19 protein-coding genes and 1 tRNA gene are annotated in these 22197 nt (G+C 66.0%); 9 read left to right on the forward strand and 11 right to left on the reverse strand.

Annotation, left to right across the window (positions count from 1 at the left end; translation table 11 throughout):
• Positions 1-15: 15 nt before the first annotated feature.
• Both BLU04_RS15705 and BLU04_RS15710 read right to left on the reverse strand, forming a co-directional pair.
• Positions 16-1338, reverse strand: a complete 1323-nt coding sequence (locus BLU04_RS15705; protein ID WP_093288163.1) for a hypothetical protein — start codon at positions 1336-1338, stop codon at positions 16-18.
• Between the two features lie 33 nt (positions 1339-1371).
• Positions 1372-2001, reverse strand: a complete 630-nt coding sequence (locus BLU04_RS15710) for a hypothetical protein (RefSeq protein ID WP_093288167.1) — start codon at positions 1999-2001, stop codon at positions 1372-1374.
• Positions 2002-2104: 103 nt separating this feature from the next.
• Here BLU04_RS15710 and BLU04_RS15715 point away from each other — a divergent pair, with 103 nt between their 5' ends.
• From BLU04_RS15715 to BLU04_RS16680, 6 genes are all read left to right on the forward strand, one after another.
• The gene (locus BLU04_RS15715) at positions 2105-3052 is read left to right on the forward strand and encodes a complex I NDUFA9 subunit family protein (RefSeq protein ID WP_093288170.1); all 948 of its coding nucleotides are present in this window, start codon (positions 2105-2107) and stop codon (positions 3050-3052) included.
• A 7-nt stretch (positions 3053-3059) separates the two neighbouring features.
• A complete protein-coding gene (locus tag BLU04_RS15720; protein WP_093288172.1) occupies positions 3060-4052 on the forward strand; it encodes a DUF6600 domain-containing protein in 993 nt (330 codons plus the stop codon).
• A 172-nt stretch (positions 4053-4224) separates the two neighbouring features.
• A complete protein-coding gene (locus BLU04_RS15725) occupies positions 4225-5082 on the forward strand; it encodes a PEP-CTERM sorting domain-containing protein (RefSeq protein ID WP_157895414.1) in 858 nt (285 codons plus the stop codon).
• Positions 5083-5208: 126 nt separating this feature from the next.
• Entirely contained in the window at positions 5209-6060 is an 852-nt protein-coding gene (locus BLU04_RS15730; RefSeq protein ID WP_093288177.1) for a PEP-CTERM sorting domain-containing protein, read from the forward strand.
• Between the two features lie 51 nt (positions 6061-6111).
• Positions 6112-6966 (forward strand): helix-turn-helix transcriptional regulator, encoded by an 855-nt coding sequence (locus BLU04_RS15735; RefSeq protein WP_093288180.1) that lies wholly within the window; start codon positions 6112-6114, stop codon positions 6964-6966.
• Between the two features lie 83 nt (positions 6967-7049).
• A complete protein-coding gene (locus BLU04_RS16680) occupies positions 7050-7205 on the forward strand; it encodes a hypothetical protein (protein ID WP_157895415.1) in 156 nt (51 codons plus the stop codon).
• A 23-nt stretch (positions 7206-7228) separates the two neighbouring features.
• Here the strand turns inward: BLU04_RS16680 and BLU04_RS15740 are convergent, their stop codons facing one another.
• On the reverse strand, positions 7229-8047 hold the full coding sequence (locus BLU04_RS15740; RefSeq protein WP_157895416.1) for a DUF2334 domain-containing protein: 819 nt from the start codon (positions 8045-8047) through the stop codon (positions 7229-7231).
• Between the two features lie 241 nt (positions 8048-8288).
• On the opposite strand from BLU04_RS15740, the gene BLU04_RS15745 reads away from it, so the two are divergent.
• The gene (locus BLU04_RS15745) at positions 8289-9371 is read left to right on the forward strand and encodes a Fic family protein (RefSeq protein WP_093288737.1); all 1083 of its coding nucleotides are present in this window, start codon (positions 8289-8291) and stop codon (positions 9369-9371) included.
• 51 nt (positions 9372-9422) lie between these two features.
• Here the strand turns inward: BLU04_RS15745 and BLU04_RS15750 are convergent.
• Positions 9423-9511, reverse strand: a tRNA-Ser gene (locus BLU04_RS15750).
• 48 nt (positions 9512-9559) lie between these two features.
• Positions 9560-10441 carry an AraC family transcriptional regulator gene (locus BLU04_RS15755; protein WP_093288185.1) on the reverse strand — a complete coding sequence of 294 codons (882 nt, stop codon included), beginning with the start codon at positions 10439-10441 and terminating at the stop codon, positions 9560-9562.
• Positions 10442-10521: 80 nt separating this feature from the next.
• Here BLU04_RS15755 and BLU04_RS15760 point away from each other — a divergent pair, with 80 nt between their 5' ends.
• Positions 10522-11703: a Gfo/Idh/MocA family oxidoreductase gene (locus tag BLU04_RS15760; protein ID WP_093288187.1), complete on the forward strand. Its 1182-nt coding sequence runs from the start codon at positions 10522-10524 to the stop codon at positions 11701-11703.
• A 12-nt stretch (positions 11704-11715) separates the two neighbouring features.
• A complete protein-coding gene (locus tag BLU04_RS15765) occupies positions 11716-12792 on the forward strand; it encodes a Gfo/Idh/MocA family oxidoreductase (protein ID WP_093288190.1) in 1077 nt (358 codons plus the stop codon).
• Between the two features lie 222 nt (positions 12793-13014).
• On the opposite strand, the gene BLU04_RS15770 is transcribed toward BLU04_RS15765, so the two are convergent.
• From BLU04_RS15770 to BLU04_RS15795, 6 genes are all read right to left on the reverse strand, one after another.
• Positions 13015-13899, reverse strand: coding sequence for a DMT family transporter (locus tag BLU04_RS15770; RefSeq protein WP_093288192.1), 885 nt, complete (start codon positions 13897-13899; stop codon positions 13015-13017).
• 16 nt (positions 13900-13915) lie between these two features.
• On the reverse strand, positions 13916-15016 hold the full coding sequence (recA, locus tag BLU04_RS15775) for a recombinase RecA (protein WP_093288195.1): 1101 nt from the start codon (positions 15014-15016) through the stop codon (positions 13916-13918).
• 68 nt (positions 15017-15084) lie between these two features.
• Positions 15085-16320: a competence/damage-inducible protein A gene (locus tag BLU04_RS15780; protein WP_093288198.1), complete on the reverse strand. Its 1236-nt coding sequence runs from the start codon at positions 16318-16320 to the stop codon at positions 15085-15087.
• Positions 16321-16335: 15 nt separating this feature from the next.
• Entirely contained in the window at positions 16336-17811 is a 1476-nt protein-coding gene (locus BLU04_RS15785; RefSeq protein ID WP_157895417.1) for a hypothetical protein, read from the reverse strand.
• Positions 17812-17859: 48 nt separating this feature from the next.
• Positions 17860-20880 (reverse strand): preprotein translocase subunit SecA, encoded by a 3021-nt coding sequence (gene secA, locus BLU04_RS15790; RefSeq protein WP_093288202.1) that lies wholly within the window; start codon positions 20878-20880, stop codon positions 17860-17862.
• Positions 20881-21252: 372 nt separating this feature from the next.
• Positions 21253-22185, reverse strand: a complete 933-nt coding sequence (locus BLU04_RS15795) for an AraC family transcriptional regulator (RefSeq protein ID WP_093288204.1) — start codon at positions 22183-22185, stop codon at positions 21253-21255.
• Positions 22186-22197 lie beyond the last annotated feature (12 nt).

A 22197-nucleotide genomic window follows, 5' to 3' on the forward strand; every position in this document is an offset into this window, starting at 1 on the left:
GGATCCGAGGCCGCCTCACTCGCCCCGGGCGGCGGTGACGTAGTCGACCACGCCCTTGGCGATCGCCTCGCCGTATTCGGCGAAGAGGCTCCGCTGTTCCTTCCCGGCGATGAGGCGGGTCCCCTCGTAATCGCCCGCGACGAGGCGGGGATAGGCGTCGTCGGCGTTCATGTAGGGACCCTCGACGAAGACGACGGGGCCGGGGAAGGCGCGGTTCGCCAGCAGGTTCCGCGCGTAGAGGTAGGGATGGGTGCCGACGCGGCGGACGGCGGGCCAATCCTTGTACTCCTCGGGGAGGATATGCCACGCCTGCTCCAGCGCGGCGGCGACTTTCTCGGCCACGCCGAGCTCGAGGGACGAGCTTTGTTCGAGGAGCTTCGCGACGAGGCCGTAGCGTTCGTCCTCGTAATCGACCTCGTCCGACGAGTATTGGCCGTGGACGAAGACGACGAGGCGGCTCTGCGGGACGAGGCGCGGATGGCCCGGGTCGCCCCAGGGGGCGGCGTTGAAGTGGACGCAGAGGGTGAGCTGGGGTCGGGGCTTCATCGCGGCGATCCTCGCGGCGCGGGCCTCGATCTCCTCGGTCCGGTAAAAGAGCTTCTCCGCCGTGATCCTGATTTTTTTCTCCAGCAGGTCGGAAGGAAGGAGGAGGGGCTGCTCGGGGCTGCCTTCCTTCAGGAGGTCGAGGGCCGTCTGGCGGAGATCGTCGGGCCGGAGGCGGGTGACCGGCTCCTCGGTCTTCTTCGTCCAGAGGACCGTGGCCCCCGCCGCCTCCAGCGCCGTGGCGGCGCGGCGGCAGGCGAGGATCGCGAGCCGGGCCTCGAGGACGGGGGCGTCGTCGCCGACCTGGAAGTAACGCTCCTCGACCTTCGCCCACTCGCCGCCGATATGGCCCGGATCGAGGCAGACGACGAGACCGTCGAGGGGCTTGGCCGACAGGCCCGGGGAGGGACCCGACGGGGCGAAAGAGAGAGGGAGCGCCTTCTTCGCCCCCTTCGACGCCGCGAAGCGGAGGCGGAACCGGGGGACGGTCTTCCCCTGGTCGGCGTAGAAGACCGCCTCGGCGTCGGAGACGTCGGCATAGGAAAGGAAGCGCCGGAGGGAGTCGGGGCCGGAGGAGTAGAGCCGTTCCAGCGCCCGGTCGAACTCGGCCCGCGTCACCGCCTCCTGCCGCGCCTCGAGGCGGGACCAGTCGGGGAGCGGCTCCCCCGGGGTCAGATGGGGCTTGAAGGGCGGGACGGGGACGGCGGGGCGGGACTCCTCCGCGCCGAGGGAGGCAAGGGAGAGAAAAGCGAAAAAGGCGGGAAGAACGGCCCTCCGTATCGCGAGGTGACGCATTCTTCCCGCCTTCAAAGGTATCGGGCGGGCGGGCTACTTCGCCTCGGGCTTCGCCGTCTCGAGGGTCTTGAAGCGGAGCTCGAGGACCTTGCCGTCGAAGGCCGAGATGCGGGCGTAGCCGGCGTCCTTTTCCTTGCCGTCGCCGCCGTCGATGAAGATCTGGATCTTCCAGACCGGCTCGCGGAGATCGGAATCGCGGGCGAGGGTGTAGAGGACGCTGCTGAGGGAGTAGTTGTTCAGGAGGTTCGTCTTCTGGACGATCTTCAGCGCCTTGTCGGAGTCGATCTTCAGCTGGTCGGGGCCGACGACTTCCTCGAGCTTGTAGGCGAAGAGGCGGAACTTATCGAGCTGGGTGTACCCGTCGCGGACCCCGGCGACGGCCTTGCCCTTCGTCGTGATCTGCCGCCCGTGCTGGCTGGCGAGCTCGTCGTAGAAATTGAACTTCCAGGTGTCGGGCGTCAGCGCTGTCTCGCTCCGCTCGCCGGTGATCGAGATGAGCTTCGAGCCGATCTCGGGGGTCACCTGCTTCTTCGCCACGTCGAGGGCCTCGAAGGCCGTCGGCGTCTTCGAGCTGGAGAAGAGGCCCGCGTGGGCGGTGGGGGCGAGGGTGGAGAAGGCCAGGGCGAGGCCCAGGAGGGAAACAGAGAGGAAAATCCGGCGCATGCTCCAAAGTACCTCACTTCCCGCGGCCATTCAAAGTTAAAATACCGTGACGCCCCCTCCTCCCGGTTGCCGAAACCGCGCGGGGCCGATAGAATCGCGCCCCATGTCTCTCATCCTGGTCACCGGCGGCACCGGGTTCGTCGGGCGCGAAGTCGTCCGGGAACTCGCCGCGCGGGGCTATACCATCCGCCTGCTCTGCCGCGATGCCGTGAAGGGGAAAGGCCTGCCCTGGCTCCGCGCCCTGGCCAAGGGCAACCACGGCCAGATCGAGGTCGTCTCCGGGGACATCCTCGACCCCGCCTCCCTCCCCGCCGCCTGCGCGGGGGTCGACACCGTCGTCCACCTCGTCGGCATCATCGCGGAGCGCGGCACCCACACCTTCCGCCGCGTCCACGCCGAGGGGACGGCGAACCTCGTCCGCGCCGCCCGGCAGGCCGATGTCCACCGCTTCGTCCACATGAGCGCCCTCGGGACGAAGCCCGGCGCCCGCTCCCCCTACCACGCGACGAAGTGGGAGGGCGAGGAAAGCGTCCGCAACGGGAGCGGCGGCATGGTCTGGACGATCTTCCGGCCCTCGGTGATCTTCGGGCCGCGGGACCGCTTCGCGAACCGCCTCGCCGCCTTCCTCCGCCCGCCGCTCTCGCTCCTCCAGCTGAACACCTTCCCCCTCTTCGGCGGCGGCCATTCCCGGCTCCAGCCGGTCTCGGTCGACGACGTCGCCAAGGCCTTCGTCGCCGCCATCCCCCACGCCGACGCGGCGGGGAAGACCTACGACCTCGTCGGGCCGGAGCCCCTCACCCTCCGGGAGCTCCTCCGCGTCATCGTCGAGGTGCAGGGAAGCCACATCCTCTTCTTCCCCCTGCCTTGGCCCCTCGCCTTCCTCGCCGGGGCGCTCTTAGAGAAACTGCCCGATCCCCCCGTCACCGTGGCGCAGGTCACGATGCTCCGGGACGACAACGTCGGCGATCCCGCCCCCGCCGCCGCCGCCTTCGGCCTGAAACAGGCATCGTTCCGGCAGGGCATCGCCAAGTACCTTTCCAAAGCCAGCTAGCACCCCCATGAAACGCGCCACCCTTCTCCTCCCCTTCCTCCTCCTCGCAGGCTCCGTCCTCCCCCTCACGCCGGGCCGCGCCGCGATCTCCGCCTACGCCGACCGGGGCAAGGCCGACTTCGACGTCGTCCTCGACATCCTCAACCCCCTCGGCACCTGGACCAACGCGGCGATCAAGGACGGCAAGCCGTTCTTCCGCCCCTACGACGCCGCCGTCCCCTTCACCCAGGGCCGGTGGGAGTACAGCGACTTCGGCTGGCTCTGGATCGGCACCACGCCGGGGAGCTGGGGGACCGAGCATTACGGCTGGTGGACCCTCGATGCGCCGACCACGAACACCTCCGAGGGCGCGAAATGGTCGTGGCATCCCGACGGGACGTGGCATCCGGTCCCCGTCGATTTCCGGCAGACGAAAGACTCGATCGGCTGGCGCGCCTCCCGCCTCGACGAGGCGGGCGAGTTCGTCGAGAAGGAGAGCGACCGCTACGCGAAGCCCGAGGAATGGATCTGGGTCCCGGTCGCCAAATTCCTCTCCCCCCTCACCGCGAAGGACCTCATCATCGGCGCCTCCTCGCCCGCCGCCGCCGAGCAGTCGAAGAACCTCCTCCTCGATTCCCAGGCCGCCACCCACATCTACAGCGCTTGGCGGGAGATCGAGCGGACCGGCCCCGATCCGGCGAAGATCCTCCCCCCCGCCCGCGTCGTCGCCGAGGAGAACCGGGCGCCGAACCAGCCGAACGTCACCCCCTACATCCTCATGAACCTCCCCTCCGCCTGGGCCCCCCTCCCGCCCACCGCGCAGCCGACCCAGATCTACCTCTACCGCCCCGCATTCTACCAGGACATCGACGGCGTCCGCCGCCGCATCGCGAAGTGGTACGCCCCCGCCCCGACCGATGCCGAGAAAGCCCAGATCAGCCAGATCAAGCAATCGCTCCAGGAACAGGCCGAGGCCGCCGACCGCGCCGCCGCCGCGAAGGCGGGGGACGAGAAGAAATAGAAGCGGCGCGGGAGGGAAACCGCTCCGAAAGTCGTAAAGAATCGAAAGATTCCTTTCGCAAATTAGCAAGCGAACTTCGGCTCGATGTAAGCCAATTCGGTCGTGAGGGAAAAGGGACCGGTTCAGACTGGTTTCCATGACACCTCGGACTTGCGGCTTTTTCCCGTCCCGTTTGAGCCTCCTGGTCGGCATGGCGTGGATGCTCGGCCTCGGGATCTCCACGGCAGGAGCGCAGACGACCTTTTACTCCCTCGATTTCCAGGGCGGAACCACCGATTATACGGGCAATTTCCGGGCCTTGTATACCACCGCCCAGACCAACGCCCTGAACTATCCCGTCACGGCCAGTGGAGGTGCCGGCAACCTCTCCTTGAGGATCGCCACCAGCTATTCGGGCAACGGGAGCGTCGTCTTCGATACCACTCCCGCCGATTCGAGCGTCAAGAACACCTTTTCCACCAGCGCCGGGCTCGACGTCCACTTCCAGGTCTCTCTTGGAGGGACTGGGGCGAGCTCGGCAAACAGCCCCTCGATCGGCGTCCTCTTCATCAATCCGACCACGGAAACCTCGAGCCAAATGGCCTTGGTCAACTTCGATTCCGACACCTCGGACCGCATCCGCTTCTTCGGCGGCAATCCGAACGGCTCCAACTCGGGTGCCGACGCCCAGGGAGGGACCACGACGACCGGAGACGGCGGTGCCAGCTACACCACGAACTCGATCACCAACGTCGATGTAAAGTATGCGATCAGCGGCACCTCGGCCCTCCTGACGATGACCGTCGGCAGCCTGACGAGCACCTATACCTTCGCCTCCGGAACGTCCCTCTCCAACGTCGAAATCGGGCTCCGACTCTACGATGCGGTCAACGGCACTGCCTACGCGACCATCGACAACTTCACCATCTCCTCGATCGCCGCCATTCCCGAACCGTCGACCACCGCCCTCATGATCCTCGGAGTCCTCCTCCTCGCGGGCCTCGCCTATCGCCGGAAACAGGGTTTCACTGCGGCCGCAGAGGTTCATTGATTTCTTCCGGCCCGACAGGAAATCGCAATTAATCAAAAGAGTTTTTTCGCAAAGACACAAGCGGAGTTCGGAAAGGTGTAAGCCAATTCGGTCGTGAGGAGGAGGTAACCGGCGCAGAGTGGTTCCATGAAGATGGGAACTCGCCGCGCACTCCTCTCACGCTTTCTCTTCATCGCTCTCCTAGCCGCCGCCCCCCTTGCCGCCCAGGCGCAAAGCCTCGTCTCCCTCGATTTTCAGGGCGGAATCACCGATTTCACGAACAACTTCCGCAATCTATCCGGCACCGCCATTGCCAATTCTGTAACGGCCCAAGGTGCGTCCGGCAGCCTCGCCCTCACCCTCTCGAACAGCTACTCGGCCAACGGGGCGGTCGTCTATGACACGACCCCCGCCGACAGTACGGTCCAGAATACCTTCTCGACCAGCGGCGGCCTCGACGTTCACTTCCAGGTCACCCTGAGCGGCACCGTCCCCTCCAGCCCGCCCGGCATCGGTGTTCTCTTCATCAACCCCACCGGGGAAACCTCGAGCCTGCTGGCTTTGAGCAATTACGTGAGCGACACCTCGGATCGCATCCGCTTCTTCACCGGCAACCCGAGCGGCAGCAACTCGGGGGCCGATTTCGTGAAAACAGACGTCAGCGGGAATGGCGGGGTCAGCTACACCGCCAACACCACGACCGACGTCGACGTGAAGTACACCGTCAGCGGCACCTCGGCCATCCTCACGATGACCATCGGGACCTTCACGAGCACCTACAACTTCGGCACCGGCACCGCGCTCAGCAATGTCGAGATCGGCCTCCGCCTCTTCGACCAATCCTCCGGCAACTCGGTAATGATCGACAACCTCACCGTCTCCTCGATCGCCGCCGTTCCCGAGCCGTCGACGTACGCCCTCATGATCCTCGGAGCCTTCCTCGCGGGCCTCGCCTATCGCCGGAAACAGGGTTTCACTGCGACCGCAGAGGTTCATTGATTCTTTCGGCCCGCCACGCCTAGGCTGGGGAACGGCCATTGCCAGGAATCCATGCTGCACGGTCCCGTCCACCCCCGCATCACCCTGCTCTGGGCCTATCACGGCACCCTTTTCCTCTCCGATTCCTGGATTGAGGAATTCGAGGTGCAGCCCGGCGTCTTCTTCGTCGAAAGCGGCCTGATCGGCCTCCGCCACGAAGGGAAGGAAACGCTCTGCCGCCCCGGCGACCTCTTCTTCACCTTCACCGGCCACCGCTCCCAGTTCGCCGCCCCCGGCACCCGCCTCCTCTCCATCGGCTACCAGCTGGGGCTGGTCGACCAGCCGCCGCTCTACGATCTTCCCTTCGGCCTCCACGTCCCCAAGAGCCAACGCCGAGCCGCCGACCACGCCCTCCAGGCCGCCTCCGTGGCCCTATGCCGGGCGGTCCATCCGAAACTGCGCCATCCCTCCTCGATCCAGAGCTATCCGGAGGAGGCCCCCGACCTCGTCCACCATGCCGCCCGACAGGCCGCCCTCTGGAAATGGCTTACGGTCCTGATGGCGTGCCTCGAAAAACGGAAGACCACTCCCCGCCCCTTCTCCATTCAGGACTCGACCGTCGGGAAGGTCCGGACCGCCCTCGATAAAAGGCCGCTGAACAAATCGGCCTCCTCCATCTCAGTCGACCTCGCCCTCAATGTCGGGTGGCGGCGGGTGCAACAGCTTTTCCGGGCCGAGCTGCACATGTCGCCGAGCCAGTACTTCGAGCGTCGCCGCCTCCGCCACGCCCAGATGCGGTTGAGCGAGGTCGGAGTCTCGGTGAAGGAAGTCGCCTCGGAACTCGGCTTCTCGAGCCTTTCTCACTTCTCCTTCTGGTTCAAACGCCATTGCGGCTGCGCCCCCCGGGTCTTCCAGACCCGGCTTTAGAGATTTAGCGATAGACCAATATTAATATAATAAAAGTATACCATTTGGTTTTCCATCTCCAACAAGCGGGATAGGTTCGCCCCATGGAGGGCGAGGCATTCCTGATCGGATTTTTCGTGAGCCTCGCCGCGCTCTTCGTCGTCCTGAACGTCCAATCGCTGCGGGAGCGGAAAACCCTCACCCCGGAGGAGAGGGAAAAGCAGAAGGCCGAGAACGAGGAGATCAGCCGGGTCTGGTAGGGCGGGCCGACCCGCTTAAAAACCTAGGGCGTCGCGGCCTTCGTCCCGCCGGCGCGGCTTTCCAGATATTCCGAAGGCGTGATGAAGCGGGCCCCCTTCGCCGTGAGGAAATCGACGATGGCGACGAAGTTCGCAAAACGGGCGTCGTCCCACTTCCCCGGATGGCCCTGCATCACGAAGCAATCGCGACTCCCGACCAACTTCGCATAGGCCCCCTCGACCTTCGCCGGATTCGGGACGAAGGTCGGCTCCTCGATCGTCAGGTCGGTGTGATCGAGGATGAGGAGATGCGGCGTTGCCGAGGCCGTCTGGGGCTGCCCATAGAGGAAGATCTGGAGATCGGGATCCTCGGAAAGGGCCTTCAGCGTCGCCGCATCGGTCAGGTTGAAGGGCGGCCCGAAGGCGCGGAAGGTGATCCCCAGCTTGTCCTTGGCCAGCTGCTGCGAGCGGACGAGGTGATCCTTCTGCTGCTCGTAGGAAGGGCCCTTGAACTCCCAGAATTGCTTCCCCGCCTCGTCTTTCCACGCCAGGTGGTCGTATCCGTGATTCCAGAACTCGACCAGGCCCGTCTGCTGGAATTCCTTGATCCAGGCATAATACGATTCCTTCCCCTCGCCCTCCAGGGAATTGCAGATGATCCCGATCGAGAGCTTCAACTGCCGCTCGACGGCGAAGTCCCGCAACTTCTGCCACCGGCCCAACTCGCCCTTGTATCCATTGAGGTCATCGAGCTTCAGGATGACCGAGAACGGCTTCTCCGCCTTGGCAGCCGGGGCTTCCTCCTGTGCGGAGAGAAACGGGGCCGTCAGAAAAGCGACGGCCAGCACGACCAAAAAGGGCAAAGAGAAAGGGCGCGGAAAAGCTTTCACGGGTGGGGAAGGACGGAAGCGAGCCTACCTCGGACAACCACCTCGCGTGAAGCGCCTTGCGATTCTCAGTATAGAATGCCGACCGGCCCAAAAGGCTGAGCCTGTGGGTCCTCATTGAAGAAGGTCGCCCAAGCTGGAATGATATGTAAAGAAAATGGCGTTTTCTTTACATATCGTGTGGGACATGTAAAAAACCATTCCGATCCCCTTGATGATGAAGTCATCTCTTCCTCTCCTCCCCTTGCCCCCATCAGTCCAACTGGAGAGTGCTCCCATCCTGAAGTGCTTAGTCCAGGCGCACCGTCGCCTTGCTGAACTGAAAGGGGCAGTGACGGCCATCCCGAACGAAGAGATCCTCATTGATACCCTCTCTCTCCGCGAAGCCAAGGACTCCTCCACGATTGAGAACATCATCACGACCGAGGACGAACTCTTTCAGGCGGACGCCGTCGGCGGCACATTCCAGACCCCCGCGGCGAAGGAGGTCCACAGCTACGCCGCCGCCCTCAAAGTCGGCTTCCGGCACGTCCGCAAAGAGGGTGTGATCCGGCTCAAGCACATCCTCGAAATCCAGGCGACCCTCGTCGAAAACCGGGCCGGCCTGAGGAAGCTTCCCGGGACAGTTCTGAAGAACTCCAACACCGGGGCCGTCGTCTACGAGCCGCCGCAAGATTCAGCGGAGATCGAAAGGCTCATGGGCAACTTCGTCGAACACATGAACCGGGATGAGGCGGGCGATCCGGATCCGCTGATCCGCATGGCGATCCTCCACTACCAATTCGAGAGCATCCACCCCTTCTACGACGGGAATGGGCGCACCGGGCGCATTCTGAACCTCCTCCACCTCGTGCAACACCGGCTCCTCGATCTCCCGGTTCTTTACCTCAGCAGCTACATCGTCCGGCACAAGGAGGCGTACTACAGCGGCCTTCAGGCGATCCGCGAGAAGGAAGACTGGGAAGGGTGGATTCTCTTTATGCTTATGGCGATTGAAGCGACAGCTTTGGAGACGCTCATTACAGTGCAGCACATCAAAAATCTCATTGCCGAGACCAAGCTTCGCCTCCGCACGGAACTCCCCGGGATCTACAGTCAGGATTTGTTGAACAACCTTTTCCGGCACCCCTACACGCGAATCGAGTTCGTTGCGCGGGACCTCCGCGTTGTGCGCCTCACGGCAACGAAGTATCTGGAAGCAATGGCGAAGGCCGGAATCGTCGAGAAGCTGAAAATCGGGCGAAACAGCTACTACGTCAACGTCCCACTGTTTCGGCTGCTGAGCGGCCCGGCAGCCTAGGGTTCGCCTCCGGCTTTTTTTGAGGGGGCTTTCCGTCTTGCAGCTCTGCTGCGGAGCCGGGGGGATTCGAACCCCCGTTAGGGTTTAACCCCTAAAACAGTTTAGCAAACTGCCGCTTTCAGCCACTCAGCCACAGCTCCTTTAGCAGAAAGGACAGATTGCCGCCGTTCGAAAAGACGGCAAGAAAATTAAGCGCGCCCTTCTGACAACGCCTTCCGGCGGAAGCGAGCGGGGGTCGATTTCATCACTTCCTGGAATTGGCGGACGAAGTAGGAGGGATCGCTGTAGCCGAGGGCCTCGGCCACTTCGTTGACCGATTGAGCGGTCTCCGTGAGCAGGGAGCAGGCGTGGCTGATCCGTTCCCGGATGAGGTAGGCGGCGGGAGCCATACCGGTGAGGACCTTCACGCGACGCGTCAATTGCGAGGGGGAGAGGCCGACCCGTTTGGCCAGGCGGGGGACGTCGGTCCCGCCCTTGCGCCCGGCCTCGGCGAGGAATTGGAGAATGCGATCGTCCTGCTTGCGGGGCGGAGGGGAGGAGGCCTCGCGCCAGAGATGGTGCAGCATCTGGAGGGCCGCCAGCTCGGTCTGCCGCAGGCCGTGCGCGTCGCCCCGCTTGTAGGCGTCGGTGGCGTGGAGGGCCAGTTCGAGGAAGAAGGCCATGCGGTGGACTTTCCGCCCGGAGAGCCGCGCGAGGGCGTCCTCGGGGACGGGCTGGCGGGGACGGGGGAAGAAGTGGACGGAGAAGTTCAGGACCGGCTCCCGCGAGTGGGGCGCGGGACCGCCCGAAATGCGGGAGCCGGGCGGAAAGAGGAAGCAGGTCCCCGGCTCGAGGACCCAATCGCGCTTCCGGTAGCGGAGCCGCCCCTCGCCCTGGATGAGAAACCAGAAATTGAAATGAGGGGTGGTTGTCTCCCATACCCAGGGATGGGACGTCGGTCCATGCATGCGCCCGCCGAGGCCGACGATCTCGATCTCGCGGAAGGGAAAGGCGGGGATGACCGAGGAAACCGGGGAAGGCATGGCCTTCGATCGTGCGCCCGATTGCCGCGCCTGACGATCCTTTTTCATCCCATGGATGCGTTAAAAATACCATTAAATGCCTAAAGAGTCCGTATCATGGCTCACTGAAAAATGCTACTTTTCCTGCCATGAAGAACGTCCGTTTCGGTATCATCGGCTTGGGCAACATGGGAGGCGTCCACGCGCGGGCGATCCTGGAGGGGAAAATCCCCGGCGCAGTCCTCGGCGCGGTCTGCGATATGAATCCGGCAGCCCTCGCCGCCTTTCCCGGTATCCTCTCCTTCTCCGAGAGCGATGCGATGATCGCCTCCGGCGCGGTCGATGCCGTCCTGATCGGCACGCCTCATTTCTCCCATACGCCGATCGGGATCGCCGCGCTGAAGGCGGGCCTCCACGTGCTGGTGGAAAAGCCGATCTCGGTCCACAAGGCCGATTGCGAGAAGCTGATCGCCGCCTACAAGGCGAGCAAGCTCAAGCACCGGAAGCAGGTCTTCGCGGCGATGTTCAACCAACGGACCGACCCCTTTTACCTCAAGCTCCGCGAGCTGATCCGAAGCGGCGAGCTCGGTTCCGTCCGCCGCATCCAGTGGACGGTGACGAACTGGTTCCGCTCCCAGGCCTACTACAACTCGGGCGGATGGCGCGCCACCTGGGCGGGCGAGGGCGGCGGCGTCCTGCTGAACCAGTGCCCGCACAATCTCGACCTCTGGCAGTGGCTCTTCGGGATGCCGGAGAAGGTCCGCGCCTTCGCGGCGCTGGGCCGCTACCATGACATCGAGGTCGAGGACGACGTCACCGCCTACCTCTCCTACCGCGACGGCGCGACGGGCGTCTTCATCACCTCGACGGGCGAGGCCCCGGGAACGAACCGCCTCGAGGTCGCCGCCGAGCGGGGCCGCGTGGTCATCGAGAACGGCCGCTTCAGCTACACGCGGAACGAGGTGCCGATGTCGGAGTTCTCCCGCACCACGCCGCACGGCTTCGAGCGCCCCCCGGTGTGGGAGGCGACGATCCCGATCAGCGGGAACGGGGAGCAGCACAACGGCATCCTGAAGAACTTCGTCGAGTCGATCCTCGACGGGAAGACCCTCATCGCCCCCGCCGTCGAGGGCATCCACTCGGTCGAGCTGGCCAACGCCATGCTCCTCTCCTCCTCCGAGGAGGCGACCGTGGCGCTGCCGCTCAGCGGAGCCCGCTATGCGGCGCTGCTCGAAAAACGGATCGCCGCATCGAAGAAAAGCGCGAAGGCGAAGCCGAAGCCCAAGCTAGCCAAGACGGCGGGGGACTTTTCCAAGTCGTTCAATTCCTGATAGCCTCCTCCCATGCCCCAATCCGAAGGAATGAATTACGCCCCGAAGGGCAAACCGGCGCCGGTGGTGAAGGAAGGCGAGTTCGTCTTCGCCGCCGTCGGCCTCGACCACGGCCACATCTACGGCCAGTGCAACGGGCTGACCGAGGCGGGGGCCACGCTCCGCGCCGTCTACGATCCCGATCCCGCCAAGGTCGCCGCCTTCGTGGCGAAGTTCCCCCAGGCGAAGCCGGCCCCCTCCCTCGAGGCGATCCTCGACGATCCGGGGATCCAGCTCGTCGCCGCCGCCGCCGTGCCGTGCGACCGCGGCCCCCTCGGCGTCCGCGTCATGAAGGCGGGGAAGGATTACTTCACCGACAAGACCCCCTTCACCTCCCTCGACCAGCTCGACCTCGCCCGCGCGACGGCGGCCCGGACGGGGAAGAAGTACATGGTCTATTACAGCGAGCGGCTCCACGTCGAATGCGCCGTCGCCGCCGGGGACCTCATCGCCGACGGGGCGATCGGGCGGGTGGTCCAGGTCGCCGGGTTCGGCCCCCATCGCCTCGGCGATCCGGCCTCCCGGCCCGGCTGGTTCTTCGAGAAGGCGAAGTACGGCGGCATCCTCTGCGACATCGGCAGCCACCAGATCGAGCAGTACCTCTTCTACTCCGGCGCGCAGGACGCCACCGTCACCGAGGCCGCCGTGGCCAACTACGGCAATCCGGGAACGCCTGAACTCGAGGACTACGGCCACGCGAACCTCGTCGGCGACAACGGGACGACGAACCACTTCCGCGTCGATTGGCTCACCCCCGCCGGGCTCCGCACCTGGGGCGACGGGCGGACGCTGATCCTCGGGACGAAGGGCTACATCGAGCTGCGGAAGTACATCGACGTCGGCCGGGAAGGCGGCGGCGATCAGCTCTACCTCGTGAACGGCGACGGCGAGAAGCACCTCTCCCTCGCAGGCCAGGTCGGATTCCCGTTCTTCGGGAGGCTGATCGTCGACTGTCTGAATCGGACCGAGACGGCGATGACGCAGAAGCACGCGTTCAAGGCGGCGGAGTTGTGCCTCAAGGCGCAGATGGCGGCAAAGCGGCTCATGTAGCGGTCTCGAAGGGAGCGGTGTTCAGCACCGAGGAGATAGGCCTGCCACTGGATGCTCCTTCCCATAGCTCGGCCCTCAAGGAGGTTAGATCCCGCGGAGTAGAGCGGGCTTATGGATTCAAGGCCTGCAGGGAGGGGCGCAGCCCCTCTTGCATCTCTAAACGCGGCGGATCGCCTCCCCCTGTACAGGGGATGTACCCGGTCCCGAAGGGCCGCCCCTCCTCTAGCTCATCACCAGCCCGATCGAGAACAAGAGCAACGCCGAACCGATGAGCCGCCGCGCCATCACGCCATGGCCGGCTTCGCCTTCCCGGTTCCCGAACCAGTGGCCGACGATCCAGACGAGGAGGATCGTGGCGAGGGCGCGGAAGTTGTAGACAACGTTGATCGAGGTGGCGTGGCCGTAGCGGCCGATGGCGTAATAAAGGATCGCCCCCTGCCCCGCCGCGACGACCATTCCCCACATCAGGTACTTCCGCCCCTCCCCCTTCAACGCCCGAAGCGGGGCGTGGAAGAAGGGGATCAGGCCGAGGGAGAGGAGGGCGCAGACGAGGAAGACGACCGAGCTGAACCGCGCCCCGCCCCAGCCGGGGGCCCATTTCTGCGCCAGCGTGTCGGTGACGCCGAAGTGGAAGGCGGCCAGGCCCGCCCAGAGCGCCGTCAGCCAGAACTTCCGGCGGGAGCCGTCGGTCGCCTTCCCTCCCCCGAGCAGGACGAGGGAAAACGCCGTCAGGAAGGCGGCCAGCCAGAGCTTCAGAGGGACGGCGACGCCGATGAGAAGGAGGGTTAGGAGGGCGACGAAGATGACCTTCGTCCCGAGGATCGGCGTGGCGATGGAGAGCTCCCCCTTCTCGATGGCGTAGAAGGTGAAGATCTGGCCGATGAAGAAGGTGGCGGCGGCAATGACCGGCTGATACCACTTCCCCCACGGCAAGCTCCCGCCCGCCCCCAGCAGGAAGAACGGGAGGCTGAAGACGGCGACCGCCATGTTGCAGACAAAGGCCGTCCTCCACGGACCGACGCCGTGCGCCGCGGCGCGCTTGATGAAGAGCGTGCCGACGGCGTAGCCGATCCCGGCGATCAGGGGAAGGAGGAGGAAGTGCCGCAACGGAGGGAGGGGACGGTTATTCGGCGGCCTTCGCCTCGGCCGCCGCCTTGCTGCCCTTCGTCACGTGGACCTTCACGCCGATCTTTTCCTTCGTGGCGGCCTCGATCTTGGCGAAGAGCTCGGGGTTGCCCTTGAGCTCGTTGAGGGCGGCGTCGCGGCCCTGGGCGATCTGGGCCCCCTCGTAGTAGAGCCACGCGCCCTTCTTCTCGACGACGTTCTGCTCGATCGCGAGGTCGAGGAGGGAGCCGAAGCCGGAGATGCCCTCGTTGTAGAGGATGTCGAACTCGCACTCGGTGAAGGGCGGGGCGACCTTGTTCTTCACGACCTTCACGCGGGTGCGGTTGCCGTAGACGGTGCCGTCGGCGTGCTTCAGGGCGGCGATGCGGCGGATGTCGATGCGGACCGAGGCGTAGAACTTGAGGGCCTTGCCGCCGGGGGTCGTCTCCGGGTTGCCGAACATGACGCCGATCTTCTCGCGGAGCTGGTTGGTGAAGATGACGACGGTCTTCGCCTTGCTGATGATCGAGGTGAGCTTGCGGAGGGCGCTGCTCATGAGGCGGGCCTGGGCGCCGACGGTCGAGTCGCCGATCTGGCCTTCGATTTCGGCCTTCGTGATGAGGGCGGCGACCGAGTCGACGACGATGACGTCGAGGGCGTTCGACTTCAGGAGGGTCTCGACGATGTTCAACGCTTCCTCGCCCGAGTCGGGCTGGGAGACGAGGAGCTCGTCCATGTTGACGCCGAGCTTCCGGGAATACTGGGGATCGAGGGCGTGCTCGACGTCGATGAAGGCGGCGTTGCCGCCGAGCTTCTGGGCCTGGGCGATGACGGTGAGGGCCAGGGTCGTCTTGCCCGACGATTCGGGGCCGTAGACCTCGATGATGCGGCCCCGGGGGAAGCCGCCCGCGCCGAGGGCGTGGTCGATGACGATGGAGCCGGTCGGGATGACGTCGATGGAGAGTTTCGCGTTCTCGTCGCCGAGGCGGACGATGGAACCGTCCCCGTATTGCTTCGAGATGGCCTGGAGGGCGAGCTCGAGGTTCTTGTCGCGCACGACGCCGGTCTTCGTTTCGGCTTTCGTCTCGGTTTTGTCGGTCTTGGTGTCAGCTTTGGCCATAATCGTGTTCAGTGAGGGGTGTCGTTATTTTGCGTTTTTTCGCGGTTCGTTATAACTCTGTATAATAATTATACGGATGTATGCACGGCTCGCCTTAAAAGGTCAAGCGCTGTTTGTGCGACACGGTTTTTGAAGGTTTCGCGCTCCGCCTTGATGGTCTTCAGGACCGCCTCGGTCCCGGCATCCGAGGCGATGGCGATCCAGACGGTGCCGACCGGTTTCTCCGGCGTCCCGCCGTCGGGACCGGCGATCCCGGTGACGGCGACGGCGAAATCGGCCCGGGCGCGGAGGCGGGCCCCCACGGCCATGGCGCGGGCGGTCTCCTCGCTCACCGCGCCGGGACCGTCCTCGGCGAAGAGCGGGGTGGGGACGTCGAGTTCCTCGACCTTCGCCTCGTTGGCGTAGACGACCCAGCCGTACCGGAGGACGCGGGAGGCCCCGGGGACGTTGGTGAGGCGGTGGGCGATGAGCCCCCCCGTGCAAGACTCGGCGGTGGCGACGGTCTGCTTCCGCTCGGTCAGGAGGCGGACGACGCAGGCTTCGAGGGTTTCCCCGTCGACGGTGGCGATGTTCGGCCCCAGCTTTTCGGCGACGAGAAGGGCCGCCGCCTCCAGCACGGCGGGCGCGGGCGCGATGAGGCGGAGATCGACCTGGCCGGGGCGGGCGCAGTAGCCGATCTCGAGGGTCTCCCCTCCGGGGAGGGCGCGGAGCGGTTCCTCGATGATCGTGGCCAGCCGCGACTCGGGGACGTCGACGATGTTCCAGCTCCGCATGTGGAGCGGGGGGAGAAGGCCCCGCCGCCGGAACCAGGGGACGAAGCCATCCCGCCACATCGGGATCAGCTCCCGGGGCGGTCCCGGGAGGAGGACGATGATCTTCCCCTCTTTTTCGAGGATGAGGCCGGGCGCGGTGCCGACGGGGTTGTGGAGGACGACGGCCCCGGCGGGGACCATCGCCTGCCGGGCATTGATGGGGGCCATCGCGCTCCCCCGCGACTCGATGTAGCCCTTGATATGGGCGAGGACGGCGGGATCGGAGGCCAAGGGGAGGCCGAGGAGTTCGGCGGTCAGCTCCCGGGTGATGTCGTCCGAGGTCGGGCCGAGGCCCCCGGTGACGAGGATGAGGTCGGAGCGGCCCAGCGCCTCGGCCAGGGCGGTGCCGATCGCGGCCCCGTCGGGGACGGTGGTCTGCCGGGAGATGCGGAGGCCGAGGGGAAAGGCCTCCCGCCCGAGGAAGGCGGCGTGGGTGTTGACGACGTGGCCGAGAAGGAGCTCGCTGCCGGTGTTGAGGATCTCGACGTTCATGCCTGATGGGAACGATTAGGGAAGGGGTTCCCAGACTTCGATATTCGATTTGAAATCGTTGGGGAAGCTCTCCCAGAGGGAGAACGAATCGACCTTCCGGTAATAGAGCGGGATCAGCTCGCGGGGGAAGAAGGGGGAGCCCTCCGGGTAGAGGAGGAGGAGGTCGAAGCCTTTCGCCTTCAGCTTCCCGGTCATCGCCTCGCAATAGGCCCGCGCCTCGGCCTTGTGGAGGCGGGTCTCGGGAACGGAGGGGTTGTCGGTGACGTAACGGAGGCCCTCGGTGAGGCCGTTGTCGTAGACCGGCAGGCCCGCCGCGCGGACCGACTCGGAGAGGGAGCCGTCGCATAGGGGATCGTGATGGGCGCGGAGGAGGGTGCCGACGCGCTCCCATGCGGCGCGATGATCGCCATGGCCGTATTGGAGGGCCGGACGACCGACGAAGAGGGCGACGAGGGCGACCGACGCGAGCAACAGCACCCGGGGAACGAGGGCTTCCCGGTTCCGGGAAACGACGAGGAGCGCCGCCCAGATCAGGAAGGGGAGGACGAGGTGGTAGACGTAGGCGCTCCCGTTCCCCTTGTTCGGCGAGAGGACCGCGACGTAGACGAGGAAGGACCCGGCCAGGAGGAAGGCGGCGAAGGGCTCGACGCTCCCCTTTTTCCCCCGCCACAGGCCCCAGGCCAGGAGGGCGAGCAGCGCGGCCTCGACGACGACGACCTCCTTCATCACGACGAAGAGGTGGAGGCGGTCGTGGAAGGCGCGGGTCCAGTAGTATTGGTAGAGGACCGATTCCTCGAGGAAGAGGGGGAAGAAATGCCGGACGACGGCGGCGCTGGCGAGGAGGAAGAAGCCGAAGAAGGCCGCCGAGAGGAGGCCGAGCCGCCGCGACTGGAAGAAGAAGAGGTAGAGGGAGACGAGGGGCGCGCCGAGGGCGAGGTAGCCCTTCGAGTAAAAGGCGAGGACCGAGAAGAGCGCCCCCGCGGCGAGGCTGCCGGGCCGGAACCGCCCCGCGTAGGGGACGACGACGCTCAGCAGGTAGCAGAGGATCGCGACGGCGTTCCCCTTCGCGGTGATCGTGACCGAGAAGGCGAAGTGGATGAAGAAGAGGAGCGCGCCGAACCCGGCGAGCGCGGGGGAGATCCGGTCGAGCCGCATCCCCCGGTAGAGGACGCCGGTGGCGAGGAGGAGGCAGAGGCAGGAGAGAATCCGGTGGAGGAGGAACGTCGGCCCGAAGAGAAGGGCGAAGGGATAGGCGACGGCGTTGTGGAGGGTGCCGTAGACGTAGAGCCACTCCGGATGGAAGGGGACGGCGTAGGGATTGATCCCCTGAACGAAGAGGACGGTGTTGAGGATATGGGACGGCTCCGAAGCCTCGACCGGGTAGGGCCGGGCGATGTGCCAGAGGAGGAAGGCGACCGCCCCCAGGCCGAGGAGGATCGCCGCCGCCCAGGTCCACCGTTCCAACCGTACCGTCATGGGCGTCGAGGACATGGGCGTCTTTCCGGTGCTGTGCCGACCTTGCCTCGCCCGTTCCCGCCCTTAGCCCCGCGAGGGGGGAAGGTTGATCCCCTTCGAGCAGGGGCAGTTCTTGAACTTCACGTCGGGGTGGTTCGGGCAGGGATCGTTCCGGCCGACCTTGGGGATATCGCGGCGGAGGGGGAGGACCATCTCCTCCTGCTTCGGCTCCGGCTTCGATTCCGACTTGGCCGCCGGCTCCTCGACGGGAGGGAGGGGCGCGACGGGAGCGTCGGCGGGGGCGGCCATCCCGGAGGGGAGGTCGGCCTTCACGAGGCGCTGCGGCAGGGCGCTGAGGAAACGCTCGAAGGCGGTGAGGCTGGAGGCGGAGCGGAAGAGGTTGTGGACGACCTCGTGCTTGATCCGGCCCATCAGCTCCTCGAACATCGCGTAGGCTTCCTGCTTGTACTCGATGAGGGGGTCCTTCTGCCCGTAGGCGCGGAGGCCGACGCTGGTGCGGAGGCCGTCCATGGCGTAGAGGTGTTCCTGCCAGAGGCGGTCGATCGCGGAGAGGATGATGTAACGCTCGATCCCCTTCACGGCATCCTCTTCCTCGAACTTGACCTTCAGGTCGTAGGCCTCGGTGACGCGGGCGAGGAGTTCCTCCCCGACGGCGGCGGCCCCGCCCTTCGGGGCGAAGTCGATCTCCTCGGCGCGGAGGCCGAGGGGGAAGGTCGAGTTGACCCAGGCGAGGAGGCCGGCGGCATCGGGCTCCTCCTGCCCCTCGAGGCGGGCGAGGGCCTCGCCGCGGACGATCTCGGAGACGACCTCGAAGACCTCGGCGCGGGGGTCCTCGGTGACGAGGATCTCGCTGCGGTAGCTGTAGATGACGTCGCGCTGGAGGTTCATCACGTCGTCATACTGGAGGGTATGCTTCCGGATGAGGTAGTTCCGCTCCTCGACCCGCTTCTGCGCGGTCTCGACGGCGCGGTTCAGCCAGGGGTGCTGGAGCTCCTCGTCATCCTTCATGCCGAGGCGGGTCATGAGGTCGGAGATCCGGCGGGAGTCGCCGAAGTTCCGCATGAGGTCGTCCTCGAAGGAGATGAAGAAGCGCGAAGCGCCGGGATCGCCCTGGCGGGAGCAGCGGCCCCGGAGCTGGCGGTCGATGCGGCGCGACTCGTTCCGCTCCGTCCCGATGACGCAGAGGCCGCCGAGCTCGGCGACGCCCGGCCCCAGCTTGATGTCGGTACCGCGGCCCGCCATGTTCGTCGAGATGGTGACGGCGCCCTTCTGGCCCGCCCCGGCGACGATCTCGGCCTCCTGCTGGTGGAACTTCGCGTTGAGGACGTGGTGCGGGACCTTCTCCCGGGCGAGCATGCGGGAGACGAGCTCCGACGACTCGACCGAGATCGTCCCGACGAGGACCGGCTGGCCGGTCTCGTTGAGCCGCTTGATCTCCTGGATGAGGGCGCCGTACTTCGCGCGGCGGGTCTTGTAGATCGTGTCGTCGAGGTCCTTGCGGATGTTCTTCCGGTTCGGCGGGACGACGATGACGTCGAGCTTGTAGATGTCGTGGAACTCGTTGACCTCGGTCTCGGCGGTGCCGGTCATGCCGGAGAGCTTCTCGTAGAGGCGGAAGTAGTTCTGGATCGTGATCGTGGCGAGGGTCTGGGTCTCGCGTTCCAGCTGCACCCCCTCCTTCGCCTCGACGGCCTGGTGGAGGCCGTCGCTCCAGCGGCGGCCCGCCATGAGGCGGCCGGTGTGCTCGTCGACGATGACGACCTTGTTCTCCTGGACGACGTACTGGACGTCCTTCTCGTAGAGGCAGTAGGCGCGGAGGAGCTGGGCGATGTTGTGGATCCGCTCGCTCGTCTCCTCGTAGAGGGCCTGGGCGACGGCGCGCTGGCGGAGCTTCTCCTCGGCGTTGTCGGCGAGGGCCGGATCGCTGTCGATCTCGTGGAAGCGGGTCGGGAGGTCGGAGGGGGAGAAGTAGTTCGGGTCGGCGGGGCTGAGATAGGCCCGTCCGCGCTCGCTGAGGTCGGCCTCGTGGTTCTTCTCGTCGATGCTGAAGAGGAGCTCCTCCTTGATCGCGTAGAGCTCCGTCCGGCGGGTGTCCTGGTAGAAGGAGAGCTCGGCCGTGTCCATCATGCGACGGACCTCGGGCTCCTCGATCAGCTTCAGGAGGGGCTTGTTCCGGGGCATGCCGAGCTTGATCTTGTAGAGGAGGCGGCCGATCTGGTCCTTCGGGCCGTTGGCGGCGATGAGCTTCTGCACCTGCTCCGCGAGGCGGGCGAGTTCCCGCTGCTGTTCCTGGACGATGCGGGCGACGGGGCCCTTGTACTTCTCGTAGGCCTGGGTGTTCGAGACGGTGGCGGGGCCGGAGATGATGAGGGGGACGCGGGCCTCGTCGATCAGGATGCTGTCGACCTCGTCGACGATGGCGTAGGCGTGGCCGCGCTGGACCTGGTCCTCGCTGCGGGTCGCCATGCCGTTGTCGCGGAGGTAGTCGAAGCCGAACTCGGCGTTCGTCCCGTAGGTGATGTCGGCGGCGTATTGGGCGCGGCGTTCCGTCGGGCTCTGCCCGTGCTGGATGCAGCCGACGGTGATGCCGAGGAAGCGGTGGATCTCGCCGACCCACTCGCAGTCGCGGGAGGCGAGGTAGTCGTTGACCGTGACGATGTGGACGCCCCGCCCGGAGAGGGCGTTGAGGTAGGAGGGGAGCGTGGCGACGAGGGTCTTCCCCTCGCCGGTCCCCATCTCGGCGATCCGGCCGGAGTGGAGGACCATGCCGCCGATGAGCTGGACGTCGAACGGGATCATCTCCCACGCCAGCTGGTGGCCGCGGACCGAGATCATCCGCTTCCCCTCGGTGAAGCGGCGGCAGGCATTCTTCACGACGGCGAAGGCCTCGGGCAGGATGGCGTCGAGGGTCTCGCCCTTGGCGAGGCGCTCCCGGAACTCGACCGTCTTCGCCCTCAGGGCGTCGTCGGAAAGGGAGCGGTAGCCCTCCTCGATCCGGTTGATCTGCTCCACGATGGGAAGGAGGCGGCGGACCTCACGCTGGTTTTTGGAGCCGAGAACTTTTTTGATGAGCCACTGGAACATGGGAAAATAGGGAAAAAGGGTGGACGACTGTTCTAGAGCCTGTCCTGCACTTTGGAAAGCCCGCGTTGCTTCTAAAAGGTTCTCCATCTAGGCGCGAGCGCCGCCGTGTGGCCGCAAGCCACTCAAGAAGCGAGCAACAACGAGGGAGAACCTTTTAGAAGCAACCCTTCGGGCCGGGGGTCCTACGCCCCTTTCCCGTTGTTCTGCAATGCCTTACGTGCCATTCAGGCACGCGACGGCATTGCACGCCTAGGGGAGAGGGGCGCAGCCCCTCCGGCGCGGGCTTTCCAAAGTGCAGGACAGGCTCTAGGGGCAATTGGGAAACGAGTCAACCGGACTCAAACGGGGTCCTGGCCCCGGCTTTGTTCCCGTTCAACGCCGCCCCGCCGCCCGCCGGTAGGCCCGGGGGGTGACGCCCTGGCTCTTGCGGAAGCGGCGGGAGAAATAGCCCGGATCGTCGTACCCGCAGGCCCGGGCCACCTGGGCGATGTTTTCGGTCGAGGTCTCCAGCAGGGCCCGCGCCTGGGCCATCCGCTGGGTGTCGAGGTAGGAGGCGAGCGCGATGCCGGTGACCGACCGGAAGAGGCGGGAAAGGTAATCGGGGCTGCTCTGGAGGGTCCGCGCGATCCAGCCGACCGAAAGCTCGGGCCGGGCGAGGTTCTGCATCACCAGCCGACGGACCTGGGCGACCCGGAGCGGCTCCGTCGGGACCGCCGGAACGGTCCCCGCATGGCGGAGCGCCGCCCCGAGGAGGGCGAGGTGGGCGAGGAGCGCCCCCCGCACCGCCCACTCCCAGTCCCGCCCCTTTTCCTCCCCCCAATCGGGGAGCGGCTCCAGCAGGAGGGCGAGGCGGGCCGCGTCGGCGGGCCGCCCGGTCTCGGCCCGGCTCGCGATCGCGATAAAGGGCTTCCCCCCCTTCCCCAGCCGCGCCAGATGAAAGCGGAACTCCCCTTCCTGGTAGGCGAAGACGAGGTTGCAGAACGGCGTCCCGTCGACGTCGTCCCGGCCCCGTTCCCGGTGGGGCAGGCCCGAGGGGACGAGGCACAGTTCCCCCGGCCCCACCCGGATCCTCTGCTCGGGAAAGGTGAACGTCGTCGAGCCCGAGACCTGGAGGAAGAGTTCGGGCTTCAGGTGGAACGGCATGTCGGCGGCGAAGCGCATCAGCCCCGCCCGGCGCGGCAGGTGGGAGCGGAGCCGCCCCCGCTGGAGCGTCCCCGCCCAGCGGCCCAGCAATGCCGCCGTCTCCCGGCGCAGAGCGGCCTCGTCGCGGGCGGCGGCCCGATGGAAGGAGGTGTCGGAGGGCATGACGGAAAAATC

This window comes from Verrucomicrobium sp. GAS474, assembly GCF_900105685.1.
Taxonomy (GTDB): Bacteria; Verrucomicrobiota; Verrucomicrobiia; order Methylacidiphilales; family GAS474; genus GAS474.

Bases quoted from the DNA above. Each gene is read 5' to 3' on its own strand.
- BLU04_RS15705 (WP_093288163.1), bottom strand. From the start codon at position 1,338: ATGCGTCACCTCGCGATACGGAGGGCCGTTCTTCCCGCCTTTTTCGCT.
- BLU04_RS15710 (WP_093288167.1), bottom strand. From the start codon at position 2,001: ATGCGCCGGATTTTCCTCTCTGTTTCCCTCCTGGGCCTCGCCCTGGCC.
- BLU04_RS15715 (WP_093288170.1), top strand. From the start codon at position 2,105: ATGTCTCTCATCCTGGTCACCGGCGGCACCGGGTTCGTCGGGCGCGAA.
- BLU04_RS15720 (WP_093288172.1), top strand. From the start codon at position 3,060: ATGAAACGCGCCACCCTTCTCCTCCCCTTCCTCCTCCTCGCAGGCTCC.
- BLU04_RS15730 (WP_093288177.1), top strand. From the start codon at position 5,209: ATGAAGATGGGAACTCGCCGCGCACTCCTCTCACGCTTTCTCTTCATC.
- BLU04_RS15735 (WP_093288180.1), top strand. From the start codon at position 6,112: ATGCTGCACGGTCCCGTCCACCCCCGCATCACCCTGCTCTGGGCCTAT.
- BLU04_RS16680 (WP_157895415.1), top strand. From the start codon at position 7,050: ATGGAGGGCGAGGCATTCCTGATCGGATTTTTCGTGAGCCTCGCCGCG.
- BLU04_RS15745 (WP_093288737.1), top strand. From the start codon at position 8,289: ATGAAGTCATCTCTTCCTCTCCTCCCCTTGCCCCCATCAGTCCAACTG.
- BLU04_RS15755 (WP_093288185.1), bottom strand. From the start codon at position 10,441: ATGAAAAAGGATCGTCAGGCGCGGCAATCGGGCGCACGATCGAAGGCC.
- BLU04_RS15760 (WP_093288187.1), top strand. From the start codon at position 10,522: ATGAAGAACGTCCGTTTCGGTATCATCGGCTTGGGCAACATGGGAGGC.
- BLU04_RS15765 (WP_093288190.1), top strand. From the start codon at position 11,716: ATGCCCCAATCCGAAGGAATGAATTACGCCCCGAAGGGCAAACCGGCG.
- recA (WP_093288195.1), bottom strand. From the start codon at position 15,016: ATGGCCAAAGCTGACACCAAGACCGACAAAACCGAGACGAAAGCCGAA.
- BLU04_RS15780 (WP_093288198.1), bottom strand. From the start codon at position 16,320: ATGAACGTCGAGATCCTCAACACCGGCAGCGAGCTCCTTCTCGGCCAC.
- BLU04_RS15785 (WP_157895417.1), bottom strand. From the start codon at position 17,811: ATGTCCTCGACGCCCATGACGGTACGGTTGGAACGGTGGACCTGGGCG.
- secA (WP_093288202.1), bottom strand. From the start codon at position 20,880: ATGTTCCAGTGGCTCATCAAAAAAGTTCTCGGCTCCAAAAACCAGCGT.
- BLU04_RS15795 (WP_093288204.1), bottom strand. From the start codon at position 22,185: ATGCCCTCCGACACCTCCTTCCATCGGGCCGCCGCCCGCGACGAGGCC.